Source organism: Flavobacterium sp. UMI-01, from assembly GCF_019656315.1.
Lineage (GTDB): Bacteria > Bacteroidota > Bacteroidia > Flavobacteriales > Flavobacteriaceae > Flavobacterium.
In genome coordinates this window covers 97,031-117,558 of record NZ_BPLU01000007.1, presented here as the reverse complement: position 1 = coordinate 117,558, position 20,528 = coordinate 97,031, and the positions used below count along the sequence as shown (strand labels likewise).

The following is a 20,528-nucleotide window of genomic DNA, read 5'->3' as shown; positions in this document are numbered from 1 at the left end:
AATTTAGTCTTAATCCCAAATTACGCAGTAAATTGGGGTGAAACTATTTATCTTTTAACTCGTTGGGTGAAATTAATTTAATGGTTAATTTTATACCTATTGTCACTTTGAGCTTGTCGAAATGTATCCTATATGAAGTCTTCGACCCTTTGACAAGCTCAGGGCAGGCTCAGCTCAGACTAACAAGTTGGTTTAAATAACTTTAGATTAATTTCACCCAACGGGTTTATCTTTTAAATAATTCCATTAACTCCAATGCTTTTTTAATGGATTTCACATTTTCAAAGGTGAGCAACAAGCGCAATCCGTTTTTGGTTTGTTTTTCTTTCATGCGACATAAGGCGGATTGTTGCTGAACAAACTGCATTACAGCCATAAAGCGATTGGATTGGTAAAAATCGGATTGTTGGTCAGAAACAAAATAACCCACCATTTTACCTTGTTTCATCACCAGTTTTTCAATTCCTACTTGGGTAGCAATCCATTTAATTCGGATGCTGTTCAATAAGGCTACTGCTTGTTTAGGCAAGGGACCAAAACGGTCAATAAGTTTGGTTTCATACTCTTGGAGTTCTGCTTCCGTTTTAACGCTGTTTAGTTCGTTATAAAGGCTTAAACGCTCTGTGATGTTGTTGATATACTCATCAGGGAAAAGAAGCTCAAAATCGGTGTCTATTTGAAGGTCTTTGACGTATTCTTTGGTTTCGATGTCGTTTTCTTCGGGATATAGGTCTTTGAATTCGTTTTCTTTCAACTCTTCAATGGCCTCGTTCATAATTTTTTGGTACGTATCAAATCCAATTTCGTTAATGAAACCACTTTGTTCTCCTCCCAATAAATCACCTGCACCACGAATTTCCAAATCTTTCATGGCAATATTAAAACCGCTTCCGAGTTCGTTAAATTGTTCCAAAGCCTGAATACGCTTACGGGCATCATCGGTCATGGCTGAGTAAGGTGGGCATATAAAATAGCAAAAGGCTTTTTTGTTGCTTCGTCCCACACGACCCCGCATTTGATGCAAGTCCGAAAGTCCAAAGTTATTAGCATTGTTGATGAAAATTGTATTGGCATTAGGTACATCCAGTCCGCTTTCGATAATGGTAGTAGCAACAAGTACATCAAATTCACCGTTCATAAAGGCCAACATGAGTTCTTCTAGTTTTTTACCGTCCATTTGTCCGTGACCGATTCCTACTTTGGCATTGGGAACCAATCGTTGAATCATACCCGCAATTTCTTTGATGTTTTCGATGCGGTTGTTGATAAAATATACCTGACCGTTACGCTGAATTTCATACGAAATAGCATCACGGATAATTTCTTCGTTAAAGCCTACCACATTGGTTTCAATAGGATAACGGTTGGGTGGAGGCGTAGTTATTACAGATAAATCTCTTGCCGCCATCAAGGAGAATTGTAATGTTCTCGGGATTGGAGTTGCGGTCAAGGTAAGCGTGTCCACATTAGCAGCGATGGTTTTTAGTTTGTCTTTGACGTTCACTCCAAACTTTTGTTCTTCATCCACAATCAACAAACCTAAGTCTTTAAAAACAACATTTTTATTGACTAATTGATGTGTTCCAATGATGATATCCAGTTTCCCTTCGGCGAGTTGTTTGAGGGTTTCTGTTTTTTGTTTAGCAGTTCTAAAACGGTTCAGGTAGCCAATATTGACAGGCATATCCTTTAATCGTTCGCTAAAGGTGCGGTAATGTTGGTATGCCAAAATGGTTGTGGGAACCAGTACAGCTACTTGTTTGCTATTGTCCACTGCTTTGAAAGCAGCACGAATGGCCACCTCAGTTTTTCCAAAACCAACATCCCCACAAACCAATCGATCCATAGGTCGGTCACTTTCCATATCAGCTTTGACTTCTTGTGTCGATTTGTATTGATCAGGAGTGTCTTCGTAAATAAACGAACTCTCTAATTCGTTTTGCAAATAACTATCTGGTGCAAAGGCAAATCCTTTGTCCAAACGTCTTTTGGCATACAATTGAATCAAATTGAACGCAATGTGTTTGACTCTGGCTTTGGTTTTTTGTTTTAAAACTTTCCAAGCATTCGAGCCCAGTTTGTAAATTTTTGGAGGAGCACCGTCTTTGCCGTTGTATTTAGAAATTTTATGTAGCGAATGGATGCTCACATACACAATGTCATTGTCAGCATACACGAGCTTGATGGCTTCTTGTGTTTTGCCTTCTACTTGTATTTTTTGTAAACCGCCAAATTTCCCAATTCCGTGATCAATATGGGTAACATAATCCCCCACGGTCAAGGCAGTGAGTTCTTTTAAGGTAATGGTTTGTTTTTTTGAATACCCGTTTTTAAGGTTGAACTTGTGGTAACGCTCAAAAATTTGATGATCGGTATAACAGGCAATTTGATTTTCGGTATCAATAAAGCCTTGGTACAAAGGTAAAACTACCGTGTTGTATTGCTTGCGGATGTTCTCTGAATTGGTTTCGTCTAAGGTTTTTGAACCCAATTTTAATGTTTGCAATTGGTGGTCAAGAACCGTCTTGTCGCTATTGTTGTTTTTTTTGAAATTTTCGTCTAGAACAGTTTCAAAAATATCATGAAAACGTTTGGCCTGATTGTCATTGGAACAAAACAAATAATTGGTGATGCCATTGAAATGATTCTCACTTAAATTATTCAGTAACAAGTCAAATTGTTTGTTAAACGAAGGTTGCGGTTGTATGTGGAATTCAAATTTTTCAGTGACTTTAAAAATAGGTTTGGTAGCCAATTCGACAATCGAAAAATCCAATGCCCGTTTGATAAATTCCTTCTGATTCAAGAACAAGTCTTCTGGAGTTGCTCGTTTGATTTCTTTGGATAATTTTTTAAATGCTTCTTCGGCTTTGGCAAATTGCTTGTCGAGTTGTACCAATAAACCTTCGGTGTTTTGTAAAATTAAAACCGTGTTATCTGAAATATAATCTAGAAAAGAAGCCCTATTTTCCTGAAATACTCTATTCTCTACATTGGGAATAATAGTAATCTTAGTTTGTTTTTCTATCGAAAGTTGTGTCGCTACGTCAAAGGTTCGAATGCTATCTACTTCGTTTCCAAAAAATTCGATTCGGTAAGGATTGTCATTGGAAAAAGAAAACACATCCACAATTCCACCACGAACAGAAAATTCTCCGGGTTCAGTGATAAAATCTACTCGTTTGAATTCGTATTCAAATAGTACTTCATTGATAAAGTCAATTGAGATTTTGTCGCCTACACTTACTTTTAAGGTGTTTTTGTCCAAATCCTTACGAGTGACCACTTTTTCAGATAAAGCTTCAGGATAACTGACAATAATAGCAGGTTTTTGACGAGAGTTGATGCGGTTAAGCACCTCGGCACGCAATAAAACATTGGCATTATCAATTTCATCTGGTTGATACGGACGGCGGTAAGAGGCAGGATAAAACAATACATCAGGTTCGCCTACCATTTGTTCTAAATCATTCAAGAAATAAGCAGCCTCTTCTTTATTATCCAATACTATTAAAAATGGTAAAGAGGTTTTCTTGAACAGCGATTGGATAGTAAAAGAAATAGAAGAACCTAGCAACCCTTTCAGTTGCAGTTTTAGTCCTTTTTTTTCTTGTAAAAGTTGTGCGATTTGCACCATTTTGGGCAAATGCTCATAGGATTTATATAAGTTAGATTTACTCAATTGTAATTACATTGTTTGGACCAGTAGTAGGAATGGCTCTGGTGCTGTCTAGCATTTGTTTTAATTCGGTTTCACCTTCTTCGAGAGGGATTTTGTTTTTTTCAACCGTTTTATCCATTTCTCTTTGAAGCGTAGCTAATTCTCGGTTGATTTCACTGATTAATTGCACCACTTTTTCGGCGGGAATTTTATCTAAATGAATGTATAAATCCATCATGCGCACCTTGGTGATTACCACGGCTATTCGACTTTTAATTTGGGGTTTGTCAAATTCAAGAGGAATGTTGTTATTCAAATTCATCACCGTTTTGGACAAAACAGAAGCTTTTTGTTGGAAAGCCCCGAGAGTTTTCTTCGGTTTTTTGGCTAATTCTTCTAAAAACATACGCAGTTCAGTCCAAGTTTTTATACTGGTTTCAGCGGTTTCATTGATAGGAGTATCGTAAAAAACCCATCCTTTTTCAATAGTTGAAAATAGGAGTTCTTTTCGAGCCATTTCTTTTTTGTTTTCGGCCAATCTTTTTTGGTTGTTATCTTGGCAAGAAAAACAAAAAACTAGGATATAGAGTAAACAAGATAAGATGTTTTTCATATTTCGGTTTAAAAAGAAGCGCAAAGTTACAAACTAAATTGTTGTTTTAGGAATTCTACACTTAGTATTCAGATGAAAAACTGTTTTATATTAGGTTAAAAAGCAGAACCTTTAGTGATTTAAATGTGTTAGAATCGCTAGGAGAATTTTGGGAATAACCCATCAATTGAAAACAATCCTTTGAAATAGGGACGAAATTCATAAAAATGCGGTCTGTAAAGAAAAATCCAAACGACTATGAGAAGTAATCGGAGGGTTTTGCTTTTCAGACCGCCACTGATAGTTGATGAATTAAAAAATAACTTCTTTTATTTTTCGACGAATGCTGGCTTTGTAATCCGTAGGGTAGGTGCGTTCACCCATAAAAAGATCTGTCATGGCTTCGGCAACAAATTGACCGTATTTCTTAAGGATAATATTTCTAAAGGTTGATTGGTGGTAAAAAAGATGAGCCAATTTGGCTCCAATGCGTATTTCAGGTAAAATAGTTTCCTCTAATTTTGCTGTGTATAATGCGGCTGCTTTTTCCGAGTCAAGGTTGCTTTCAATTATGGCTTGTGCGGCATGAACTCCGCTTAAAATAGCATTTGAAATTCCTTCAGCTACCAGTGGATCAGCCAATCCAGCAGCATCACCAGTCAAGAATACATTTTTTTGTACAAAAACATCCGTTCTTGCAGTTACAGGAATCACAAAACCATGAGCTGCCTCACTTAGAATTTCGGTTATGCCTAATGTTTGTAAATAGGCAGCATAATGCTCTTTGAGGTTGATTTTTTTAGTGGTCTTTGTAAAAACGCCAACGCCAACCGAAAGGTGATTTTTTTTAGGGAAACACCAGCCATACCCATACGGAATAGCATCGATATCAAAACGCACGTTTTGTGATAATCGTTCAAAATCGGCTTTTGGAACTTCAATTTCGTATTCTAAAGCAGGGATGATAGTTCTTGTTTCGTTCCAGCCCGCAATTTTGGCAATCGGACTCAATGCACCATCAGCTGCAATAATAAATTTAGCTTCAATGTCCCCATCGGAGGTGTGTAAAATTTGCGTGTTGCCAAAAGTGATGTTTTCAACTTTGTGGTTTTGCAATAAAGTGACTCCATTTTCTTTGGCTTTTTCGACTATTAAATTGTCAAAAGCATCACGCATCACCATTGTAATGATGGGTTGGTCTCTTGTAGTAGTGAGGTGTGGTTGTTTTTTAGAAAAATAAGTGTCGATGGAATGAAATTCTTTTTCAACCACTGAGGCTATATCAAAAGGCATGTTTTTTCGTCCTCGAAAAACAAATCCGCCACCACAGGTTTTGTATCTGGGTAAGTTTTCTTTTTCTATAATGACTGTCGAAATACCAGATTTTGACAATTCAAACGCTGCCGAAGCGCCTGCGGGTCCACTCCCAACGATAGCTACATCAAATGATTTCATTCTTTTTTTTCCAAAACTAATTTATTTTTTTAAGAATCAAAAGGAGGGTGTTGAAATATAATTAGAAAGAATCCGCTGATGGAGGTGTAGGGTATAAGAGGTTGTAGTTTAAGGTTTTAAAAAGAAGGTAATTTTGATTTGGTTATGGTTAGTATTGAGTAATTTATGAATTTGGATTCCAAATACCTTTACCATTATTAATTTTAATTCTAAAGAAATGAAAAAACAATTACTTAAAAAAATAGGTTTATTGCTAGCACTTATGGGGTTTTCTAGTACACCATTAATGGCACAAACAACCTTAACAGCGGGAGATATTGCAATTGTAGGCTATAAAGCGGTTAATACAAATCAAGGTGCTATTGCCTTTATTTTATTGAAAGACATTGAAGCTGGAACTGTTATTAATATTTCAAACCGTTCATGGCTATCTGCTCAAACGGGTTTTAGTGGATCTTATGGAGTTGATGATGTCTATACATGGACTGCTACAAACGCCATTCCTTTTGGAACCATTCTAACTTTAGGTACAGGTGAGTCTGTAACGAGAGTTACCAATAATGTTTCATCAAATGTTGGTACTGTAACGAGGCAGTCAGCTGTATCAGGTGCAACAACAGGTTTTAATCTATTATCTAATAATTCATTTAATGGAGATTCGGTTCTTTTTTATCAACATTCAGGTGCTTTTGCTGAACCTACTGATGGAGCCTCAACAGCATGGATTACTGGAATAAAAACAGGAATTGATTGGGGAGAAATAAAAGCAAATACAGCGAATTCTTTTTGCGCAAAACCTACAGCCTTAGAAGGTTTTACTATTACTTTTCCTTTTAGTTCTTCTATGCAAAACGGTGTTTATAATGGGGAATTAGTAGGTACTGCAAGTTCCTTAAGAGCGAAAATCAATAACCCTGCCAATTGGACAATAAACTCAAATGTTCTTAACGATGGTGGTTCTCATATTTACAGATTATGGAGCTATGCTGAAAGTGATGGTACTAATTTTGGACAAATTGGAAAAGCGGGAACTTTGTCTGTTAAGGATTTCAATAAAACTTCAATTGCAGCAAATGTAAGTCCTAATCCAGTTTCTTCTATCTTGAACATTGCTTCAGATGTGGTGACTAAAAAATATAAAATTGTAAATCTTGCAGGAGCAACTGTATTAGAAACGGAAGCTACTGGAAGTATTGATGTATCAACTTTAGCTAACGGTATTTATTTATTAGTAACAGATGCTGGGATTGCAAAAATCATCAAAGAATAAATTTAGATTGTCATAAGAATTCAAATTTAGTGCTAATAACAGCAAAAGCCCCATTAGAATGATTTCTGATGGGGCTTTTTTTAGTTCTTGTAAATATTATTTTCCTGCTTCACATCAGCCATTAAGCCACTAGGGTCGATAGTGATTCTTTTAATCGCAGCTTTCGTTTTTGGAATTGAAAAAACATATTTAGATTCAGCCCAAGACCAGTCTTTTAAGACCGTCCTTTTGATTTCGGGAGTTGGGTTTTCTTTCTCAAAGTACATCATGCGCAACGGAATATAGTAACTCTCTTTTGAGCCATCGGTGTATTCGATTAAAATATCAATTGGCATAGGGGTCCTTCCAATGCGCTCAAGTTGTACGGTTGTAGTATTTTCGTTTTCAAGAACTGCTTTGATACCATAATCAATGGTGTTAGTGGTTTGTGTCCAGTCGGTCAAATACCAATCTAGTTCGGCACCAGATACTCTTTCAGCGGTTCTTTTGATGTCATTGGGAGTAGGATGTTTGAATTTAAATTCATTATAAAATCTTTTGAGTGTCTGGTCTAGATTTTTTTCTCCTATCAAATAACCTAGTTGGGACAAGAATATACTTCCTTTGACATAGGAAGCAATGCTATATGACCTGTTTTCGTCGTAACGGTCACTATGGGTAGTTAGCGGTTGCTCTTTGCCTGAGTTAACCAAAAAGTAATAAGCTTTGTAATTCCCTTCAAATGGATTGGATTGTTTTTTTTGGGTTAATTCATTCAGAACCCAGTCTTCAATATAAGTGGTAAATCCTTCATCCATCCAGGGATGTTTGGATTCATTGGAAGCCAATAGGTGTTGGAACCAAGCATGTCCTAATTCGTGTGTTGCAGTTCCAAAAATCCCTTCTAATGTACCATTTCCTAAAATTAAAGTGCACATAGCGTATTCCATTCCGCCATCACCCCCTTGAATGAATGAGTATTGTTTATAAGGGTAAGGTCCTATTTTTTGATTGTACAATTCCATTACTTTGACCATCATGGGCTGTAATTTTTTCCATTTTTCAGCAGTTTCGGATTCATTTTTGTAAATAAAATGCAAATCAACATCATTAGGTCCTTTCACTACATCATGAGCAAAATTAGGGTCAGCAGCCCAAGTAAAATCATGCACCATGGGAGCTATAAAATGCCAAGTAAGTGTTTTGGTTTTTTTAGGATATGAAACACTAGTTCCAGCCTCTTGATACCCATGACCTATATCGTTAGGATTTTGCAAATAGCCTGTTCCTCCTATGGTGTAATTTTTGTCAAGAGTAATTTTTACATCAAAATCACTCCAAACACCGTGAAATTCACGCGCAATATAAGGATCGGCATGCCAGCCTTCAAAATCGAATTCGGCTATTTTAGGATACCATTGCGACATGGATAAAGCGACACCTTCGGCATTATTACGACCTGAACGACGTATTTGTACAGGTACTTGACCTTCAAAATTTAAAGTAAACGAGGTGGAAGTGTGAGGAAGAATTGGCTTTTCCAAAAAAACCTCCAAAATTGTTCCAGTAGTTTTAGTGGTGGTTTGCATTCCGTCTTGTTTGAAATTGGAAATGTTGAGGTATCCTATTTCATCTGGAGTTAATTTTTGAATTCGACTTTCCTTCCTCTCAGTACCATTTTCTTTGACTTTTCGAATCATTCGAGCGTCAGGGTCTTTAATGGTTTGCAGTCGGGCATCCATTTCACTACCAGGTTGAAAGGCATTGTTGTACAGATGATAATACACTTTTTTGAGTGTATCAGGTGAGTTGTTTGTATAAATTAATTCTTGACTTCCTTGGTATCGAAATTTTTCGACATCCATATAAACGGTCATTTTATAGTGGGCTTTTTGTTGCCAATAGGAATGATTTTGTGCCAAAAAATGGGTCCAACACAAAAGTGTCATCATCAAAAAGTGTATTTTTCTTGTCATAGTTTTAAAAAAAATAAAAAAGGATGTCTAAAAAGTTATTTGTCATCCTCATTGAACAATGGTATAAATCTCATGATTGATAATGCTATTTATACTATGTAAAAGAATAACTTTTGCCCTTTTCAGACACCCTTTTAGTGAATATTTTCGGGTACTATTTCGCCATTTTGTTTGCCATCAAAAAGGCATTGTAGGCATTTACCATTTTTCCAGTTTTTGATAAATCCGAAAATGGGCGAATGTCTTTAGGGTTCCCACCCACAATAACGTTAGTGTCAATTGCTACTCCTGAATTCATAATGATTTGTTTAACTTGTGAAGCAGTCAATTTAGGAAAATAGGAACGAATTAATGCTGCTACACCTGCGGCATTAGGAGAAGCCATTGAGGTTCCTTGTAAATATTTATAATTGTTTTCAGGGATACTGGCATAGATTTGAACACCTGGAGCAAAGATGTCCACATTTGATTTTCCAATATTTGAAAATTTAGCGACTATATTTTTTCCATATTCAAAGTTCAAAGCACCTACAGTAAGTACATTATCTGCTATTTCAGTTTTTTTATCCTCAGAATCATTAGGGAAGTTGTCAAAGAAATCGATGTTTTTTGAAGAATTTCCAGCAGCATGAACAATCAAAACGTCTTTTTGTGCGGCATATTTTATAGCGTCAAATACCCAATGTTTTTGAGGAGAATATCCTTTTCCAAAACTACAGTTGATTACTTTGGCGCCATTGTCCACGGCATAACGAATAGCCAAGGCTATGTCTTTGTCGTACTCATCTCCATCAGGAACGGCACGAATGGCCATGATGGCAACATTATTAGCAATTCCGTCTCCGCCTAATTTGTTGCTGCGTATTTGACCTATGATTCCTGCCACGTGTGTGCCGTGCAAGGTTTCTTTTTTGTCAGGTCCCATTACATTTGCATTACCGTATTTGGTATCTGTAATGTCATTAGGATTATCGCCCAAAACCTTACGGTAGTTTTGAAAGTTTGTAACACCTTCGAGGGTTTCATTGGCTTTTTCAATTTCACTTTCCAATGCTGATTTCAAATTAGGAATTGACATTCCAAATGAGAACATCTTTTGAATAGTATTTTTTGCTTTAGATAGACTTTCGTCTTTGGTTTCTATAGTTTTAACCTCTTCTAAGGTATAAACGTCTTTATTTAATGCTTTTGCCACAGTTTCGTTAGCCGAAATTAATGCGCTTAGCATTTCATCGTATCTTGATTTATTCATTGTAGCCTCCGCAATTGTTTTGTCATTTTCCGCTTTGGCTTCTTGATAAGTTTTTTCGTCCACTAGGGATTTATTGTTTACAATTCTTTCATATTCTAGGTGTTCTTTGATGATATCCCCAAGAAAATTCCATCCATGTACATCATCCGTGTATCCATTTTTGTCATCATCAATTCCGTTACCCGCGATCTCTTTTGAGTTGTTCCAAATAACTGTTTTCAAATCTTCATGTTCGATATCAACTCCGGAATCAATAACGCCTACAATGACTTTGGTGCCTACTTTGTTTTTTAATAATTCGTTATAGGTTCTATCCACACTCATGCCAGGAACGGTGTCTTTTTGAATGTCAAGGTGGCTCCATCGTTTTAACTCTGAGTCTTTTAAAGTCGATTTTTTGGTGACATTAACAGGTGCAGTTATGGGCGTAAATTTGCTGAAATTAAATGCTTGTTTTTGAGTACCACAACCCGCAAGGATGACAACAGAAAAAGCAGAAATGAAAAGAGGTTTTAAGCTATTCATAGCATTGGAATTAAAATTAAAATTGTTTTCGAAAATACAGCTTTTTTTTAAATGAAAGGCTGGGTTAACACTATCTTAGGATTTCATCACATGAAAATACTTGGTTTAAACGAACCCCTTTTTCGGTATGTTGAACGGTGATGATTTGGTTATGTGCATCGTGTTCCAAGAACAAATAGTAGTTATTGTCGGCGGCGGCACTTAGAAATTGTGTTTTTTCAGGCATGGTCAATAACGGACGCGTATCATAACCCATTACATACGGGATAGGGATATGTCCTGCTGTAGGCAGTAAATCAGCACAAAAAACAATGGTTTTATCTTGGTATTGAATATGGGGAATCATTTGTTTTTCAGTATGACCATCAACGTATAAAATCCCAAATCCTAGCTCTTTTGAAATTTCAAAATCCGATTTTGGTTTTGGAATAAAATGCAATTGTCCACTTTCTTGCATAGGTAAAATATTTTCGGAAAGAAAAGAGGCTTTCTCTCTAGGATTAGGCTCCGTTGCCCATTGCCAATGGTTTTCATTGGTCCAAAATTTGGCATTTTTGAAAGCAGGTTCATAACCTGTTTTGGCCTTGTTCCAATTGACACATCCACCACAATGATCAAAATGCAAATGTGTTAAGAAAACATCGGTGATGTCATCGCGATGAAAACCGTATTTGGCTAACGAAGTGTCTATGGAATGAGAACCCCAAAGTGAATAATATCCAAAAAACTTTTCGGATTGTTTATTGCCCATTCCAGTGTCAATCAAAATCAACCGGTTTTCGTCTTCAATGAGCAAGCATCTTGCGGCCATATCAATTTGGTTGTTAGCATCAGCGGGATTGGTTTTGTTCCAAATGGTTTTGGGAACGACTCCAAACATAGCGCCACCATCGAGCTTAAAATTTCCAGTTTCTATGGGGTATAGTTTCATTGTGTTAAATAATTTTAAGGATTAGTTAAACCCAAAATCCGCATTAGGATTTTATTAATTTTTTAAACGCTGACCTGTCTGTTGTCAAGTAGCTTAATCAGATTTCCGCAGATTTCATGTTATTAAAACTATTAAAAAAATCTGTATTAATCCGTTTCATCCGTGTTCCAATGCGTAATCTAGTAAAAAAACTATTGTAAGTCATTTGTGTGAGACTGCTATGGACTGACAAACTATCTGAGAATAATAAATATGTATTTCTATTTCTACTTTTTCAACTCTATAAACAAACTCTTTAATTGAGGATTGTTCTCATACGGGTATTTTTCATTTTTTATGTGTTTTTCAATTGAAGCGATACGGTTTTCCGTTACAGGATGCGAACTCAAAAATTCAGGAATGTTAATAGAATTATTTTTTTGCAATCGCTGAAAAAGATTTGACATGCCTTTAGGGTTTACTTTGTTTGTTTTTAAAATTTGGTAACCATCAGTATCAGCTTGATGTTCAAATTCTCGTGAAAAGGAAAGCGATTGTAGGTTATTGACATTGTCGCCTATAATTGCCATTACTCCATTGACATCACCTAAGATAAGGGAGACAAATAAATATCCAGACAAACTTCTACATAACATTTTCATCGAATGGCGGTTGTTTACATGTGATGCTTCGTGACCCAGCAAGCCTACGAGTTCGTCATAATTTTTCATTTCGTTAATAATACCTGTAAATACAACGATGTTTCCATCAGGCATTGCAAAAGCATTGATTTCATCTGATTGAACAACTGTAAATTTTAATTTTTTAGTGTTTTTTAGATTTAATTCCTGAGCAAATGCATTTAATGTTTTGGTTTTAGAAGAATCAATCGTTACAAAATAATCGTTTTCTAACCATGCGGAACTTCCTAATTGATTGTCGTATTCTTCAGGAATTAAAGTTGCTGCTTTTTCGCCAACCCAAGGAATAACATAGATGTAACAAAGTCCAATAATGACCAAAATGCCAATCGCAATACTAAGGTGTGTTTTGATTCCTAAATCGAGTAGCCTTTGGTACCAACCGATATGACCTTTTTCTTTTCTGAAATTTTGAATGGTTTCTATAAAATCAGCATCTTCAATTTTAAGGTGCTGTATTACTTCAGTGCCGTGCTCAAGATGCAAACCAGTGTTTCTTTTGTCAAAATCAATGTTAGATATTTTCCAAATTTGTCTTTCATCATGGGCTAATTCTAGTATAATGGTCTCTCTATAAATATCAATCGACACCTCAATAGTGTGAGGTGTCGAAGAATTTCCGTCGTAAAAAACAGCGGTTGTTTTGTTTTTCATAGTACTTACATTACGGCATCTAAGTTTAAGAAATCGCTTAAATCTTCACCAGTAGCATCTTTGTAATTTTCTTCTGTTTGTGCTAATGCGTTTAAGTCAAGGTCTCCTTCGAGTTCCACATGTTCAAATATAAATTTCATTGTACGCATGGCTACCCAAGCATAGCCCAATCCTAAAGTGAAAATCAAAATCAAAATATTTACCATTGCTAAACTAAAAAAATTACCCCCAGTTGCGGTTGAGGTGAATTCTATTTTCTCATTTTCTTTAGTCACACTTAAGTTATTCACATAATATTCGAATAACTCTTTTTGCCACCAAAATAGGTATATTCCCAAGGTAAAAATGCTTAAAATATAGCCTTTAAGATTCAACATAAAATAATCACTTCCATCACCGTCATAGTCAAATTCAGCATCCCCAAAACGTACATTTCCTAATAAATAACTACGCATATTGATGGCCATCCAAGAGCCGTAAATGCCTAATGTGATAATGGTTAATCCTAGCCATTTTAAAAACAATTTAACAAACTCTGTTCGGTCTCCTCTATAGCCAAAACGAATTCCTCTCCATGAAGTACGAGACATTCTATAGCGATACGAACCGTGAATAGCAATAGGGAGAATAGCTAAAAATCCCAAGTAAAAAAGAATTGCTCCCACAAAAGGCATTTGTAGTTTTATAAACAAAAACAGTAAACCGTACAGCGTTCCAAAAATTGCAATCGCTTTAATAAAACCTTTAAACATCTCTTTTCCAGTACCATGAAATGAAAATGAATCTCCATTTAGTGAAGTTGCGCTATAAATAAATCGAAGTTGTTTGGCTTTTGCCCAAGGATAATAAATTCCCAAAGTGATAATGGTTAATAACCAATTTACAATTACGATTCCAAAGAAGTCACATCCTTTTCCATTGAAATCAAGCTGGTAGTTTTGCTTTTTGTCTAGATAGTTTTCCATAAATAGTTTCCGTTTTTGATTAAAAAATTTCGTATAAAAATATGCTATTTTATTTACTAAATAAAACAGAATAAATAATTTCTATAGACAGATTAGTTATAAAAATGTTATCTATTGTACTTTACCGTTTTTATGTACTATCTTTGCAGTTAGTTTAGACAATATCAATTTGGTGGCGAAATACTGCTAATTGGTTCTTAAAAAATAAGCACATGATAAAGGTTTCTGATTCTGCTAAAAAGAAAATCATCGACTTGATGAAAGAAGATGGCTTTGACGCTGCAACAGACTATGTAAGAGTAGGGGTGAAAAGCGGAGGCTGTTCGGGCTTGTCGTATGATTTAAAATTTGACAAAAATAAAGGTGAAGACGATAAGATTTTTGTTGATAACGAGATTACTATTGCTGTTGAGAAAAAATCTTTCTTGTATTTAGCAGGAACGATTTTGGAATTTTCAGGAGGTTTGAACGGTAAAGGATTTGTGTTTAATAATCCAAATGCAACTAGAACCTGTGGATGTGGAGAGTCATTTTCGCTATAATTCCTTACAATTATAATAAGGAAAAATACCATTACTAAAAACATAATTAATTAAAATCCTATTTACCCCTAATAGGAGTTTCCCTTCGGGGGCTAGGGGGACAATATGAGCAAATATACAGAAGACGACTTAAAAGTCGAATTAGAAAATAAAGAGTACGAATACGGTTTTTATACAGAATTGGATTCGGAGACGTTTCCTGTGGGGTTAAATGAAGAAATTGTTCGTGCTATTTCTCATAAAAAAGGAGAGCCAGAATGGATGACTGACTGGCGCATCGAAGCCTTTAGAGCTTGGCAAGAAATGACTGAGCCAGAGTGGGCAAATGTACGTTATGCAAAACCTGATTTCCAGGCGATTTCGTATTATTCAGCTCCTAAGAAAGTAGATCCTAACAAAACGTTGGATGATGTAGATCCTGAACTTTTGGAAATGTATAAAAAGTTAGGAATTTCTGTAGATGAGCAAAAAATGATGAATAATGTGGCGATGGATATTGTAGTGGATTCTGTTTCAGTAGCTACTACTTTCCAAAAAACATTAGGAGAAAAAGGGATAATATTCATGAGTATCTCTGAAGCCATCAAAGAACATCCAGAATTAGTTCGTAAATACCTTGGAACAGTAGTTCCTCAAAGAGATAATTTTTATGCTGCTTTGAACTCAGCTGTTTTTTCAGATGGGTCTTTTTGTTACATTCCAAAAGGCGTAAAATGCCCTATGGAACTTTCAACTTATTTCCGTATCAACCAAGCAGGAACAGGACAGTTCGAAAGAACCTTAGTAATTGCAGATGAAGGAAGTTATGTCTCTTACCTTGAAGGTTGTACAGCTCCTTCTCGTGATGAAAACCAATTGCACGCTGCAGTAGTCGAATTAATTGCACTTGACGATGCCGAAATTAAATATTCAACCGTTCAAAACTGGTTTCCTGGAAACAAAGAAGGAAAAGGTGGGGTTTATAATTTTGTAACCAAAAGAGGTTTGTGTGAAACTAACGCTAAAATTTCTTGGACTCAAGTAGAAACAGGTTCAGCGGTTACATGGAAATATCCGTCTTGTGTGTTAAAAGGAGATAACTCGATTGGTGAATTTTATTCAATTGCGGTTACTAACAATTACCAACAAGCCGATACTGGAACTAAGATGATTCACTTGGGTAAAAACACCAAATCGACCATCATTTCTAAAGGTATCTCAGCAGGAAAATCACAAAACAGTTATAGAGGATTAGTACAAATTAGTCCAAGAGCCGAAAATGCTCGTAACTTCTCTCAATGCGACTCATTATTAATGGGGAACAATTGTGGAGCGCATACTTTTCCATATATCGAAAGTAAAAACCCAACAGCCAAAATAGAACACGAAGCAACAACAAGTAAAATTGGTGAAGACCAAGTTTTCTATTGTAACCAACGTGGAATTCCAACAGAGAAAGCTATCGCTTTAATCGTAAACGGTTTCAGTAAAGATGTATTGAATAAGTTACCAATGGAATTTGCTGTTGAAGCTCAAAAATTACTAGAAATTTCGCTTGAAGGAAGTGTGGGTTAATTCCTTTTCCAAAATAAAACTTGATGAATCTTAATACCTTAATGGTTTAAAAAATAAAACAAATGTTAAGCATAAAAAATCTACACGCCTCAATAGGTGACAAAGAAATATTAAAAGGAATTAACCTTGAGGTTAAAGCAGGAGAAATCCATGCAATTATGGGACCTAATGGTGCTGGTAAAAGTACATTGTCTGCTGTAATTGCCGGAAATGAAAATTATGAAGTAACTGAAGGAGATGTTTTTTTAGACGGGGAAGACTTAGCTGATTTAGCACCTGAGGAAAGAGCACATAAAGGAGTTTTCCTTTCTTTTCAATACCCAGTAGAAATCCCGGGAGTTTCAGTAACTAATTTTATGAGAGCTGCTATTAATGAATCTCGTAAAGCCAAGGGAGAAGAAGAAATGCCAGCAAGTGACATGTTGAAATTAATTCGTGAGAAATCAGAATTACTAGAAATTGACCGCAAATTCCTTTCTCGTTCTTTAAATGAAGGTTTTTCAGGAGGAGAGAAAAAACGTAATGAGATTTTCCAAATGGCAATGTTGGAACCTAAAGTAGCTATTCTTGATGAAACAGATTCAGGATTAGATATTGATGCACTACGTGTTGTGGCAAATGGTGTAAATAAGTTGAAAAGCGATAAAAATGCAGTAGTTGTAATTACACACTACCAAAGATTGTTAGATTACATCGTACCAGATTACGTACATGTTTTAATGAATGGTAAAATTGTAAAATCAGGTGACGCGACATTGGCTCACGAACTTGAAGAAAGAGGTTACGACTGGATTAAACAAGAGCAAGAAGCATAATTTTTGTTTAAAGTTTAAAGTTTAAAGTTACCACAAGATAACTTTAAACTTTTAAACCTTAAACTTTAAACAAACTATATAAAATGGATTTAAAAGAAAAATTAATATCGTCTTTTATGGCATTTGAAGAGCGTGTCGATGTGCATTCAGAATTGCATGACGTGAGAACTTCGGCTATAAAAAACTTTGAAAATAAAGGATTCCCAACTAAAAAAGAAGAGTCTTGGAAATACACTTCGTTAAACGCCATCTTAAAAAATGACTTTACGGTATTCCCAAAAAGTGAAGCCGCAATCGAATTTAAAGAAGTAAAAAAATACTTTTTGCACGAAATAGATACTTACAAAGTAGTGTTTATTGACGGAGTGTTTAGTTCCAATTTGTCTTCAACAACTCATGACGGAATCGATGTTTGCTTGATGTCTTCGGCATTAAACAAACCTAAATACAAAATGGTAATTGATTCTTATTTTAATAAAATTGCCAGTAAAGAGGAAAGTTTAACTTCCTTGAATACCGCTTTTGCAAATGAAGGTGCGTATATCAATATTCCAAAAAGTAAAGTAGCTGATAAGCCTATCGAAATCATGTATTTCTCTACAGGAAATGAAGCGGCTTTGATGGTACAACCTCGAAATTTGATTGTTGTGGGTGAAAATTCTCATGTTCAAATTATTGAGCGTCATCAAAGTTTGACCGAAAATCCCGTGTTGACCAATGCTGTTACAGAGATTTTTGCACAAAAACGTGCCATTGTGGATTATTACAAAATTCAAAACGATGCTAGCGAAGCTAATCTAATTGATAACACTTATGTTTCACAACAAAAAGAAAGTCATGTTTATGTACATACGTTTTCTTTTGGTGGAAACTTAACTCGTAACAATTTGAATTTTTACCATTTCGGAGAAAATTTAACAAGTACCTTGAACGGAATTACAATCATTGGTGAGAAACAACACGTAGATCATTATACACTTGTCAACCATGCGCAACCTAATTGCGAGAGTTTTCAAGATTATAAAGGAATTTTCTCTGATCGTTCTACTGGAGTTTTCAACGGAAAAGTATTTGTTGAGAAAGAAGCACAAAAAACCAATGCCTTCCAAAAAAGCAATAACATCTTGTTGAGTGACAAAGCAACTATTAATGCCAAGCCACAGTTAGAAATCTTTGCTGATGATGTAAAATGTTCGCACGGTTGTACCGTAGGACAATTAGACGAAACGGCTTTGTTCTATATGCAACAACGTGGTATTCCTAAAAAAGAGGCCAAAGCTTTATTGATGTATGCCTTTTCTAATGCAGTTATTGAGGGTATTAAAATTCCAGAATTAAAACAACGTATTACTAAAATTATCGCTAATAAGTTAGGAGTGAAATTAGGATTTGATTTGTAATTCATTTAATCATAAATAAATGACCCGATTGCAGTTGTAATCGGGTTTTTTATTGTCCAATTTTAAAGAAATAGGTGTAAAACGGAAGGCTAATTTTGGTTTTGATTAAAAAGAAAAACAGAACGCAAAATAAAGTGCTAAATAAAATAATAGAAAAACAAAGGGATTGAATGATTTCACCATCGGGCAATCCTTTTTGAAGAGGTAAGGTAGCAATCACCGCGGAGCCTAATCCTTTAGGAATCATGGTTGTCATAACGGATTTGTCTAGTAAAGGCGTTTCTTTGGCTACCGTAAATTTGACCACAAATAAGCGAACAAAAAACAATACCAATGTAAAAGTTGCTCCCCAAAATATCAAATCAATATTTTGAATTTTAATACTCAAGCCAATAAAAACAAAGAAAAAAGTACGTAGAAAAAAAACAATTTCGCTAAAAAAATTTTTTTCACTCTGTGGTAAAACAATGCGTTGATTGGGAACATAATCAGCGATGATTTTTGGTTCCAAATAACGAAGATTTCCAATGGAAATACCAAACGAAAGTGCTGTAAGAGCACCACTAAAATTCAAATATTCGGTAATTCCATATAAAATAAATAAGAAGGCAGGTGTGGAAAATTTAGTGCTTTTGAACTTAGGTATCTTATTCAGAATAAAAGACCAAAGAAACGCGCCAAAAACACCAATTAAAAGAGCTAAGAGTAACGAAGCGATAAGTTGAGACGCAATCATATTGGGTTCAATGATTCCAGTAGTCATAAAACCTATAATACTTAACGGGATGGCTAGCGTAAAAACATCGGATTCTGCGGATTCAATTATCAAAGTTGTAGCAGTTTTTGGATGAACAGCTATTTTTTTAATCAGCCCTACAACTACTGCTGATGAGGTGCCTCCCATTGTAGCGCCAATGAATATACTGGTCATTAAGGGCAAATGAAATACGTATACACATAACAAACACAAGGCAATACAGGTGCTTAAAAATCCAAAAAAAGTAATGCTGGCAGATTCCCTAAAACATTCTTTTATTTCTGAAATCCGCAAATCTGTACCACTTTCAAACAAAATAAAAATCAAAACAAAATTGCTGAACAAAGAACCAAATTGACCAAAACTGTTGGGGTCAACAAGCTGAAGTATTGGCCCAATAAGGATACCTATCAACATTAATCCCAGTACATCAGGAATGCCTTTTTTTTCGAAAACCCCATTGAGATAGTGTCCCCAAAAAATAAATACACCAAATAAAATTATTATTAATGAAGTTTCCATAAGTTACTTTTTTGCTAAGTAGTTTCCAATTCTGCTTTGAAAAGTACGGGATGATGCTGTGAATTAATGAGTTATCTCATAAAGTTAGCTTTTTTTTTGTTAAGTAACTACAATTGGGAAAAAGGAATTGAATTTTTTCCTTTTTCCCAATTAATTAGGGATGTTTTATAAGAAGAAAAAATGCACTTGGGTACTTAAATATAATTTCGTTAGTTGCTTATTTTACTTAATACCACCAAAAGCCCCAAAACAAGCGTTTTTATGTAAAATTTCAACACTTGCAAACCCCACTTTTTTCATTAAGTCTAATTGATAAGTCATAGACCTTGGAGTATCTTCTTTTTCGATATAAGCAAATACTTTTTGTTGGTACTCCTTACCGCCTTGTTGCCTTAAGTAGTCACTATAATTTTCCCAAATCAATTGATTGACGCCTTGATGGTCTTGTGTTATTAAATCCGAAATAAAGAAACAACCACCCACTGTTAAGCTATCATATAATTTTTGAAATACCATTTCCCATTCAGTTTCCTCTCGTAAATGATGCAAAACGGCTCCTGCTAAAATAATATCATATTGATTATTGGGCAACGTTATTTCGCGAATGTCACCTTGGATAGTCTCAACGGTTCCTTTAGTTACACACGCTACACGTTGTTGGGCTTTGTCCAACATCTTTTGGCTCAAATCAATCAAAGTGCAATTCAAATCAGGCACTTTTGAAAGCATTTTTAAAGTATAATTTCCAGCTCCACAACCTAAATCCAAAATGTTTTTTGCTTTAGGTGTTACCATTTTAGCAGTTGCGGTTATCAATTCTAAACTTACAACAGCATCCATGGTTGCTACTTGGCCTGTGTCTAAGTTGGAGAATCGTTCTACTTCATTGTCAAAGCGTTGTTGGATTTCGGTTACAGTTGATTTTTTCATGATTTCTATTTTTTGTTTTACAAACCTAAAATTTTTATATATGACTCAAAAATGCTTATTTTGTCAAT

15 protein-coding genes are annotated in these 20,528 nt (G+C 35.3%); 5 read left to right on the top strand and 10 right to left on the bottom strand.

Annotated features, from left to right (window positions below; all coding sequences use genetic code 11):
* Positions 1-226: 226 nt before the first annotated feature.
* The 3 genes from mfd to K5R64_RS03765 all read right to left on the bottom strand — a co-directional run bounded on the left by mfd (position 227) and on the right by K5R64_RS03765 (position 5,708).
* The gene (mfd, locus tag K5R64_RS03775; protein ID WP_220761265.1) at positions 227-3,637 is read right to left on the bottom strand and encodes a transcription-repair coupling factor; all 3,411 of its coding nucleotides are present in this window, start codon (positions 3,635-3,637) and stop codon (positions 227-229) included.
* A gap of 37 nt (positions 3,638-3,674) precedes the next feature.
* Positions 3,675-4,274: a hypothetical protein gene (locus tag K5R64_RS03770; RefSeq protein WP_220761049.1), complete on the bottom strand. Its 600-nt coding sequence runs from the start codon at positions 4,272-4,274 to the stop codon at positions 3,675-3,677.
* Positions 4,275-4,565: 291 nt separating this feature from the next.
* Entirely contained in the window at positions 4,566-5,708 is a 1,143-nt protein-coding gene (locus K5R64_RS03765) for a geranylgeranyl reductase family protein (RefSeq protein ID WP_220761047.1), read from the bottom strand.
* A 217-nt stretch (positions 5,709-5,925) separates the two neighbouring features.
* Between K5R64_RS03765 and K5R64_RS03760 the strand changes: the two genes are divergently transcribed.
* Entirely contained in the window at positions 5,926-6,978 is a 1,053-nt protein-coding gene (locus K5R64_RS03760) for a T9SS type A sorting domain-containing protein (RefSeq protein WP_220761045.1), read from the top strand.
* An 80-nt stretch (positions 6,979-7,058) separates the two neighbouring features.
* Here K5R64_RS03760 and K5R64_RS03755 read toward each other — a convergent pair whose 3' ends face one another.
* The 5 genes from K5R64_RS03755 to K5R64_RS03735 form a co-directional block, all read right to left on the bottom strand.
* Positions 7,059-8,933 (bottom strand): M1 family metallopeptidase, encoded by a 1,875-nt coding sequence (locus K5R64_RS03755; RefSeq protein WP_220761043.1) that lies wholly within the window; start codon positions 8,931-8,933, stop codon positions 7,059-7,061.
* Positions 8,934-9,087: 154 nt separating this feature from the next.
* On the bottom strand, positions 9,088-10,710 hold the full coding sequence (locus K5R64_RS03750) for a S8 family peptidase (RefSeq protein WP_220761041.1): 1,623 nt from the start codon (positions 10,708-10,710) through the stop codon (positions 9,088-9,090).
* Positions 10,711-10,780: 70 nt separating this feature from the next.
* A complete protein-coding gene (locus K5R64_RS03745) occupies positions 10,781-11,641 on the bottom strand; it encodes an MBL fold metallo-hydrolase (RefSeq protein WP_220761039.1) in 861 nt (286 codons plus the stop codon).
* A 266-nt stretch (positions 11,642-11,907) separates the two neighbouring features.
* On the bottom strand, positions 11,908-12,975 hold the full coding sequence (locus K5R64_RS03740) for a M48 family metallopeptidase (protein WP_220761036.1): 1,068 nt from the start codon (positions 12,973-12,975) through the stop codon (positions 11,908-11,910).
* A gap of 5 nt (positions 12,976-12,980) precedes the next feature.
* On the bottom strand, positions 12,981-13,940 hold the full coding sequence (locus K5R64_RS03735; protein ID WP_220761034.1) for a YjgN family protein: 960 nt from the start codon (positions 13,938-13,940) through the stop codon (positions 12,981-12,983).
* 212 nt (positions 13,941-14,152) lie between these two features.
* On the opposite strand from K5R64_RS03735, the gene K5R64_RS03730 reads away from it, so the two are divergent.
* The 4 genes from K5R64_RS03730 to sufD all read left to right on the top strand — a co-directional run bounded on the left by K5R64_RS03730 (position 14,153) and on the right by sufD (position 18,251).
* Positions 14,153-14,482: an iron-sulfur cluster assembly accessory protein gene (locus K5R64_RS03730; RefSeq protein WP_220761032.1), complete on the top strand. Its 330-nt coding sequence runs from the start codon at positions 14,153-14,155 to the stop codon at positions 14,480-14,482.
* Between the two features lie 105 nt (positions 14,483-14,587).
* Positions 14,588-16,036, top strand: a complete 1,449-nt coding sequence (gene sufB / locus K5R64_RS03725; RefSeq protein WP_220761030.1) for a Fe-S cluster assembly protein SufB — start codon at positions 14,588-14,590, stop codon at positions 16,034-16,036.
* A 62-nt stretch (positions 16,037-16,098) separates the two neighbouring features.
* Positions 16,099-16,851: a Fe-S cluster assembly ATPase SufC gene (gene sufC, locus K5R64_RS03720; RefSeq protein WP_220761028.1), complete on the top strand. Its 753-nt coding sequence runs from the start codon at positions 16,099-16,101 to the stop codon at positions 16,849-16,851.
* An 83-nt stretch (positions 16,852-16,934) separates the two neighbouring features.
* The gene (sufD, locus tag K5R64_RS03715; protein WP_220761026.1) at positions 16,935-18,251 is read left to right on the top strand and encodes a Fe-S cluster assembly protein SufD; all 1,317 of its coding nucleotides are present in this window, start codon (positions 16,935-16,937) and stop codon (positions 18,249-18,251) included.
* Between the two features lie 49 nt (positions 18,252-18,300).
* Here sufD and K5R64_RS03710 read toward each other — a convergent pair whose 3' ends face one another.
* Entirely contained in the window at positions 18,301-19,530 is a 1,230-nt protein-coding gene (locus tag K5R64_RS03710; RefSeq protein ID WP_220761023.1) for a cation:proton antiporter, read from the bottom strand.
* Between the two features lie 222 nt (positions 19,531-19,752).
* Complete coding sequence (locus K5R64_RS03705; RefSeq protein ID WP_220761021.1) at positions 19,753-20,460, bottom strand: class I SAM-dependent methyltransferase; 708 nt, start codon at positions 20,458-20,460, stop codon at positions 19,753-19,755.
* Between the last annotated feature and the right edge of the window lie 68 nt (positions 20,461-20,528).